Genomic DNA, 6,000 nt, shown 5'->3' on the forward strand with positions numbered 1-6,000 from the left:
GCGGGAATGCGCACCCGCTCCATCAGCTCGACGGCCTTGTCCCTGGCCTCCTTGCGTGAAGCCCCCTGGTGCACCCGGAACATCTCACCGAGCTGATAGCCCACGCTGAGCACCGGGTTCAGCGAGGAGAGCGCGTCCTGGAAGATCATCGCGATCTTCCGGCCACGCACCGCCCGCCGGGCCTTGGGGCTCATGGTGAGCAGGTCCTGGCCCCGGAACCGGATCGAACCGGCGGTGATCTTCCCCGGCGGCATGTCCAGAATGCCCATGATCGCCTGGGCGGTCACCGACTTGCCCGAGCCCGACTCCCCCAGCACCGCCAGGGTCTCACCGGCCGACACCGAGTAGCTCACCCCGTTGACCGCCTTGGCGACACCGTCCCGGGTGTGGAACTCGATGTGCAGGTCGTCGACCTCCAGCAACGGGGTACCGGGCGTCAGGTTCTCCCGGCCGCCCTTGATCACCTCCACCGCGTCCTGGCGCGGTGCGCCGTCCTTCGACGGCCTTGTCGCGTCACTCATCGTCCGCGGCCCTCCTCAGCGAAGCTTGGGGTCGAGGGCGTCGCGCACCGCGTCGCCGAGCATGATGAACGCCAGCACGGTGATGCTCAGCACGACGGCCGGGAAGAGCAGCACATGGGGGGCGTTCAGGAAGCGGGACTGCGCGTCGCTGATCATCAGACCCCAGGAGATCGCCGGGGACTGGATGCCGATGCCCAGGTAGGACAGGGCGGCCTCGGCGCCGATGTAGACGCCCAGGTTGATGGTGGAGACCACGATCACCGGCGCCACGGCGTTCGGCAGGATGTGCCGGGAGACGATCCGTCCGGTACCGGCCCCGAGCGCCCTGGCCGCGACCACATAGTCGTTGTGCTTGTTGGAGAGCACCGCCGAACGCATCAGCCGGTAGATCTGCGGCCAGCCGAGCACCGCCATCACCGCCGAGACCGTCCAGGCGTTGCCCGTCTTCCAGGTCGACATGATCAGCATGCCGCCGAGCAGCAGCGGGATGGCGAAGAAGATCTCGGTGACCCGGGAGAGCACGCTGTCCCAGAGACCGCTGATCCAGCCCGCCCAGAGGCCCAGCGTGCCACCGACCAGGACCACCAGCGTGGTGGTCAGGATGCCGACGATGATCGAGTTGCGGGCACCCCACACCGTCCGGGTGTAGATGTCACAGCCCTGGACGTCGAAGCCGAACCAGTGCTCGGCGCTCGGCCGCTTCAGCGAGTCGACCAGGTTGCAGAAGCCCGGCGAACTCGGGTCCTTGTCGGTGAACAGCTGCGGGGCGACGGCCAGCGCCACCATGAACAGCACCAGCACCCCGCCGATCAGGAACAGCGGGTTGCGCCGCAGGTCGTACCAGGCGTCGGTCCAGAGGCTGGCCACCCGCTCATTGCCGTCCGGCGTGACCGCGGGCGCGGCCCCGGCGGCGGATCCGGCGGCCGGCTGCCCGGGGGCCGCCACCGTCACGTTCTCGCTCTTCGTCGGCTCACTCATAGCGGATCCTCGGGTCCAGAACGGCGTACAGCAGGTCGACCACCAGGTTGGCGAACAGGTAGACCAGCACCAGGGCGCTCACGATCCCCACCACGATGGTGCGTTCCCGCAGGTAGACGGACTGGAAGAGCTGGTGTCCGACCCCGGGGATGTTGAAGATGCCCTCGGTGATCACCGCACCGCCCATCAGCCCGCCCAGGTCCATGCCCAGGAAGGTGACGATCGGGATCAGCGCGTTGCGCAGACCGTGCCGGACCACCACCCGGAACGGGCTGAGCCCCTTGGCGACCGCCGTCCGGACGTAGTCCGCCCGCATGACCTCGATCAGGCTGGTCCGGGTGAGCCGGGCGACGTACGCCAGCGAGGTGGAGGCCAGCACATAGGCCGGCAGCAGATAGGACCGGAAGCCCGCCTCCTCGTTGAAGGAGACCGGGAAGAAGTCGATGCCGTAGTCGGTGTTGAGCTTCACCCCGAGGATCAGCTGGAGCACGAAGCCGATCACGAAGACCGGGATCGAGATCACCATCAGGGTCGAGATCAGCACCACGTTGTCGATGAACCGGCCGCGCCGCAGGGCGGCGACCACACCGGCGGTGACACCCACCACCATCTCGATGACCAGCGCGGTCACCGCCAGGTTGATGGTGTACGGGAACGCGGTCTTCATGACGTCCACGACCTGGTTGCCGCGGTAGTCCTCGCCGAAGTCGCCCTTGAACAGGCCGACCAGGTAGTCCCAGTACTGGACGAAGAACGGGTCGTCCAGGTGGTAGCGGTCCCGCAGGACGGCCACCACCGCCGGGTCCTGCCGCTTCTCACCGGCCAGTGCCGTAATGGGGTCACCAGGCAGCAGGAAGACCAGTGCGTAGATAAGGAACGTCGCGCCGAGGATCACAGGTATGGCCTGGATGATCCGGCGGACCACATAGCGGCCCATGCGGCCTCCTCGTGGTTCGGGGCACGCCTGCGCCGGACGGCGCGGGGGTTGCCCGCGCCGCCCGTCCGGGCGGGCCGGTCAGATGGTGGTCGGTCAGGCCAGTTCGACGTTGGCCAGGTCCATCTGTCCCTGGGCGTTGACGTTCACGTTCTTCACGGACTTGGTGTAGGCCGAGGAGGACATGTAGGTGTACACCGGGATGTACGGCAGGTCCTTGATCAGCACGTCGTCGGCCTGCTGGTAGAGCTTGATGCCCTCGGCGTCGCTCTTGGCCGCGTCGGCCTGGGTCAGCAGGCTCTCGAACTCCTCGTTGACGTAGCCGCCGTAGTTGGAGCCGTTGTCGATGGCGACCTTGGAGAAGATCGGGCGCAGGTAGTTCTCGATCGACGGGTAGTCCATCGACCAGGCCATGCGGAAGGCGCCGGAGTACTGCTTGTCGCCCAGCGCGGTGAGGATGGCGCCGAACTTCTCGAACGGCTTGAAGGTGACCTCGATGCCGAGGTTGGCCTTCAGCTGGTTGCCGACGGCCTCGATCCACTCCTTGTGGCCGCCGTCCGCGTTGTAGCCGATCTCCAGCGTGTTCCCCGGCAGGCCGCCGGCCCGGGTGAACAGCTCCTTCGCCTTCGCCGGGTTGTACTTGGCGAGGTCGCCGAGCGCGCCCTGGCGGTACCCGGGAATGATCGGGTTGACGAAGTCGTCGGCGGGCTTACGGGTGCCCGAGAAGATGGTCTTGGTGATCGACTCCCGGTCGATCGCCATCGAGATCGCCTTGCGGATGTCCGGCTTGCCGAAAGCGGCCGGGTTCGTCGCGATCGGGAATCCGATGTAACCGACGCCGGAATCCGGCTTGTAGATGTAGCGGTCACCGAACTCCTGCGCGACCGTCGCCATCGCCGAGATCGGCAGCTTGTCGGTGATCTGGATGGTGTCCGCGCGGAGATCGTTGTAGGCGGTTTCCAGCTTCTCGTAAATCCTGAACGTGACGGAATCCAGCTTGGCCTTTCCGTCCGCTGCCGGGAAGTTCTCGAACCGCTTCACCTTGATCTGCTTGTTGTGCTCCCAGGCGCCGTCCATCTCGAACGGGCCGTTGCCGATCGGCTTCTCGCCGAACGCCTTCGGGTCGGTGAAGAACGCCTTCGGCAGCGGGAAGAAGGCGTTGTAGCCCAGCATGGTCTTGAACTGGGAGAACGGCGCCTTGAGCGTGACGGTGAAGGTCTTGTCGTCGACGACCTTCAGGCCCTTGAGCTCCTTGGCGGAGGGCTTCTTGTCCTTGCCCGGGGCCAGCTCCTCGGAGCCGAGGATCTTGTCGAAGAACGGCAGCGCCTCCTGCGCGTTGTCCTGGTTCGCCCCGTAGTTCCAGGCGTCCACGAAGGACTGCGCGGTGACCTTCTCGCCGTTGTGGAAGGCGTAGCCGTCCTTGAGCTTGATCGTCCAGGTGGTGGCGTCGGTGCTCTCGATCGACTCGGCGACCCGGAGCTTCGGCGAGTTGTCCTTGATGTCGTAGTCGACCAGGCCGGCGAAGATCGCGTGGAGCACCTCGGCGCCCTCGGACTCGGCGGTGTTCTGCGGCACCAGACCGTGCTGCGGCTCACCCAGCTCGACATTGATCGAGCCGCCCTTCTTGCCCGATCCGCCGCTCGCCGGGTCCGAGGACTTCTTGTCGCCGCCGGTGCTGCAGGCGGAGATCGCGAGCGCGGTGCACGCCGCGAGCGCGGTCCAACGCATCGTCTTGGTGAGCCTCATTCAACTGCCTCTCGATTTAGGGGCTTACGAACGAACGGCGCCCCGCCAGTCGGTGTGCCGGGCATGGCGAGGGTCGACATCTCAGGGCCGATCCGCACAGTTGGCGAGGTGACCACTGATACGCGCAGAGCAACTATCGATCACCCGACCCCCCTGACGGAATCCACGTCACATCTCTTTTCAATTACATGCTCAGACCAATTTGTGACATTGCTCGCCAAATTCCTGCATATCGCTCCCGGAGCCCCCTGCTCCGCCTTCCGAATAGCGGACAATAATCTCCGGTATTCGATGCTTTACGTAGCGTAATGACTAAAAGGGAGCCGTTCGGGCGCCCGGAATTCGAGCGTTTCCGCAGCACAACGCAAGGGCGCGCCCTCCGAAAGGAGGACGCGCCCTGCAAGGCGGACCGGTGCAGCCGTGTCAACTACGTTTCCGTACCCCCGGGGCCTCCCCCGCCCTCCGCAGCGCTCCGACCGACCTCGCGCTCCGCCGCGCTCTGCTCGACCTCGCGCTCCGCCGCGAAGTGACACGCCGACTCGTGCCGGGCGAGCCCGTCCAGCCAGGCCGGGGCCGCCAGCAACGGGATCTCGGTGGAGCAGCGCTCCTGCGCCTTCCAGCAGCGGGTGCGGAACCGGCAGCCGGACGGCGGGTTGGCCGGCGAGGGCAGGTCGCCGCTCAGGATGATCCGGTCGCGGGACTCCCGCGCCGCCGGGTCCGGCACCGGCACCGCGGAGAGCAGCGCCTGGGTGTACGGGTGCGTCGCATGATCGTAGATCTCCAGGTCGGAGCCGATCTCGACCATCTTGCCGAGGTACATCACCCCCACCCGGTCCGAGATGTGCCGGACGATCGAGAGGTCGTGCGCGATGAACATGTACGAGAGGTTGAACTCACCCTGGAGCTGCTCCAGCAGGTTGATCACCTGTGCCTGCACCGACACGTCCAGCGCGGAGACCGGCTCGTCACAGATGATCACCTCCGGCTTGAGCGCCAACCCCCGGGCGATGCCGATCCGTTGGCGCTGACCGCCGGAGAACTGGTGCGGATACCGGTTGATGTACTCCGGGTTGAGCCCGACCACGTCCAGCAGATCCTGAACGGCCTTGCGGCGGTCGCCCTTCGGCGCCACCTCGGGGTGGATCTCGTACGGCTCGCCGATGATGTCGCCGACCGTCATCCGCGGGTTCAGCGAGGTGTACGGATCCTGGAACACCATCTGGATGTTCCGGCGGACGGCCTTCAGCCCCGCGCCCGAGAGCCGGGAGATCTCCTCGCCCTTGTACCGCACCTGCCCGGAGGTGGCCGGCTCCAGGTTCATCAGCACCTTGGCCAGCGTGGACTTGCCACAGCCGGACTCGCCGACGATGCCCAGCGTCTCCCCCTGCATGAGGTCGAAGCTGACCCCGTCGACCGCCTTCACCGCTCCGACCTGCTTCCTGAAGAGGATGCCCCGGGTCAGCGGGAAGTGCTTGACCAGATCCCGGACTTCGAGGATCGGCTCGCCGGGCGGCACCTCCTGCGCGAACGCGGCCTCCTCCGGTACCGCCGCCCTCAGTGCGGTGGACCCGTTAGCGGTCATGGAGGGTCTCCTTCCAGAAGAAGCAGGCGCTGCCCCGCCCGGCCGCCGTGGTGCCGTCCTCCTCGGTGACCGGGAACAGCTCCGGCACCTCGGCCCGGCAGATGTCCTGAGCCCGCGGGCAGCGCGGGTTGAACGCGCAACCCGGCGGGATCCGCAGCAGGCTCGGCGGCAGGCCCTGGATGGCGTAGAGGTTCTGCCCCTTCTGGTCCAGCCGCGGGATCGAGTTGAGCAGGCCCCGG

6 protein-coding genes are annotated in these 6,000 nt (G+C 66.8%); all 6 read right to left on the reverse strand.

The features are described 5' to 3' along the window. A partial coding sequence (locus ACIP82_RS37535; RefSeq protein ID WP_400660250.1) for an ATP-binding cassette domain-containing protein occupies positions 1–521 on the reverse strand: 521 nt, incomplete at its 3' end. Between the two features lie 15 nt (positions 522–536). Next, positions 537–1,499 (reverse strand): ABC transporter permease, encoded by a 963-nt coding sequence (locus ACIP82_RS37540; protein ID WP_363615251.1) that lies wholly within the window; start codon positions 1,497–1,499, stop codon positions 537–539. Further along, positions 1,492–2,436 carry an ABC transporter permease gene (locus tag ACIP82_RS37545; protein ID WP_363615249.1) on the reverse strand — a complete coding sequence of 315 codons (945 nt, stop codon included), beginning with the start codon at positions 2,434–2,436 and terminating at the stop codon, positions 1,492–1,494. Before ACIP82_RS37545 ends, ACIP82_RS37540 begins: the two co-directional genes overlap by 8 nt. A 93-nt stretch (positions 2,437–2,529) precedes the next feature. After that, a complete protein-coding gene (locus ACIP82_RS37550) occupies positions 2,530–4,179 on the reverse strand; it encodes an ABC transporter substrate-binding protein (protein ID WP_363615247.1) in 1,650 nt (549 codons plus the stop codon). A 427-nt stretch (positions 4,180–4,606) separates the two neighbouring features. Continuing rightward, positions 4,607–5,761 (reverse strand): ABC transporter ATP-binding protein, encoded by a 1,155-nt coding sequence (locus tag ACIP82_RS37555; RefSeq protein ID WP_400660254.1) that lies wholly within the window; start codon positions 5,759–5,761, stop codon positions 4,607–4,609. After that, the coding region (locus ACIP82_RS37560) for an oligopeptide/dipeptide ABC transporter ATP-binding protein (protein ID WP_400660256.1) at positions 5,751–6,000 on the reverse strand (250 nt) is incomplete at its 5' end. The genes ACIP82_RS37555 and ACIP82_RS37560, both read right to left, overlap by 11 nt.

It is taken from the genome of Kitasatospora sp. NPDC088548 (assembly GCF_044753005.1).
Lineage (GTDB): Bacteria > Actinomycetota > Actinomycetes > Streptomycetales > Streptomycetaceae > Kitasatospora.

Excerpts from the sequence above, each read along its gene's own strand:
- ACIP82_RS37540 (WP_363615251.1), bottom strand. The coding sequence starts at position 1,499 with ATGAGTGAGCCGACGAAGAGCGAGAACGTGACGGTGGCGGCCCCCGGG.
- ACIP82_RS37545 (WP_363615249.1), bottom strand. The coding sequence starts at position 2,436 with ATGGGCCGCTATGTGGTCCGCCGGATCATCCAGGCCATACCTGTGATC.
- ACIP82_RS37555 (WP_400660254.1), bottom strand. The coding sequence starts at position 5,761 with ATGACCGCTAACGGGTCCACCGCACTGAGGGCGGCGGTACCGGAGGAG.
- ACIP82_RS37550 (WP_363615247.1), bottom strand. The coding sequence starts at position 4,179 with ATGAGGCTCACCAAGACGATGCGTTGGACCGCGCTCGCGGCGTGCACC.